Source organism: Halorhodospira neutriphila, from assembly GCF_016584055.1.
Classification (GTDB): Bacteria; Pseudomonadota; Gammaproteobacteria; order Nitrococcales; family Halorhodospiraceae; genus Halorhodospira; species Halorhodospira neutriphila.
The window spans coordinates 1-1,919 of record NZ_NRSH01000217.1 but is presented as its reverse complement, the minus strand read 5'-3'; the positions used below and the strand labels follow the sequence as shown (position 1 = coordinate 1,919).

The following is a 1,919-nucleotide window of genomic DNA, read 5'->3' as shown; positions in this document are numbered from 1 at the left end:
GCGCACCGCCCGCGCCTCGGCGTTGAGCCGGCCGCCGCCGCACGCCGGGCAGGGGCCGGCGTCCGCCGGCGCCTCGTCGTCGGTCGCCTCCGGGTCGGCCAGCGCCAGCCCCGTCCCGCGGCACGCCGGGCACCAGCCGTGGCGGGAGTTGAAGGAGAGCAGCCGCGGGACGGGGCTGGCGCCGCCCTCCGCCGGGACGACGCGCACCGTGCCGCCGCCGTGGGCCAGCGCCCGGTCGAGGGCCTCGCGCAGCGCCCCCTCGCGCTCCGGCGCCGCCACCACCTCCCCCGCCGGCAGGTCGATATCGTGCTCGCGGTAGCGGTCGAGCTGCGGCCAGCGCGCCGTCTCCGCCCACCGCCCGTCGACGCGCAGCCGCCCGTAGCCCTTGCCGGCAGCCCAGGCGGCCAGCTCCTTGTAGAGCCCCTTGCGGGCGACCACCAGCGGCGCCAGCAGCAGGAGCCGCTCGCCGCGGTGGCGGCGCAGCAGCTGCGCGGCGATGCCCGCGGCGCTCTGCGCCTCGATGGCGAGCCCGCACTCCGGGCAGTGCGGGGTGCCGAGGCGCAGGAACAGCAGCCGCAGGTAGTGGTGGATCTCGGTGAGCGTCGCCACGGTGGAACGGTAGCCGCCGCGGCTGGTGCGCTGCTCGATGGCCACCGCCGGCGGCAGCCCGGTCACCGCCCCCACGTCCGGGCGCGAGGCGGGCTGGACGAGCTGCCGGGCGTAGGCGTTGAGCGAGGCCAGGTAGCGGCGCTGCCCCTCGGCGAAGAGGATGTCGAAGGCCAGGGTCGACTTGCCGGAGCCGGAGACGCCGGTGACCACGGTGAGCCGCCCCCGCGGGATGGCCACGTCGATGCCGCGCAGGTTGTGCTCCCGCGCCTGGCGGACCTCGATGGCCGCCTCGGCGGCCTCCTCGGCACCCTCGCCCGCGGTATAGGAGGCGCCCCCGAGCGCCGCCTCGTAGGCCGCCAGCGCCTTACCGGTGGGGGTCTCGGCCGCCGCCGCCAGCGCCGCCGGCGTGCCGGCGGCCACGAGGCGCCCGCCGGCCTCGCCGCCCTCCGGGCCGAGCTCGAGGAGCCAGTCGGCGTTGGCGAGCAGGTCCAGGTTGTGCTCGATGACCAGCAGGCTGTGGCCGGCCTCGACGAGCCGCTGGAAGGCGTCGAGCAGGACCTGGATGTCGCTGAAGTGCAGCCCCGTGGTCGGCTCGTCGAAGATCAGCAGCGTGCCGCCGCCGCGGCGCTCGGCGAGGTGGCCGGCGAGCTTGAGCCGCTGCGCCTCGCCGCCGGAGAGGGTGGGCACCGGCTGGCCGAGGCGCAGATAGCCGAGGCCGACGGCGCGCAGGGGCTCGAGGCGGCGCAGCACCTCGGGCTGGTCGGCGAAGAAGGCCGCGGCGTCGTCGGCGGTCATGCCGAGGAGGTCGTGGATGGCGGCGGTGCGCCCGTCGGCGCCCTCGATGCGCACCTCCAGCACCTCGGCGCGGAAGCGCCGGCCGTCGCAGTCCGGGCACGGCAGGTAGACGTCGGCGAGGAACTGCATCTCCACGTGCTCGAACCCGGAGCCCTTGCACGTCGGGCAGCGGCCGTTGCCGGCGTTGAAGCTGAAGGTGCCGGCGGTGTAGCCGCGCTCCCGGGCGGTGGGCTCGGCGGCGAGGCGCTTGCGGATGGGGTCGAGGGCGCCGGTGTAGCTCACCGGGCAGGAGCGGGGCGTCTTGCCGATGGGCGACTGGTCCACCAGGGCCACGCCGGCGAGGGCCTCGGCGCCGTCGATGGCGTCGTGCTCGCCCGGCGCCTCGACCCCCTCCCCCTGGCGGCGCAGCAGGCCGCGGTAGAGGACCGCCTCGGCCAGGGTCGACTTGCCGGAGCCGGAGACGCCGGCCAGGCCGACCAGCCCGCCGAGGGGGATGGCGGCGTCGACGCCCTGGA

Annotated in this window: 1 pseudogene; it reads right to left on the bottom strand. The window is 77.3% G+C overall.

The features are described from left to right. Positions 1-1,919: pseudogene (locus CKO13_RS11905) on the bottom strand (excinuclease ABC subunit UvrA); the annotation flags it as partial.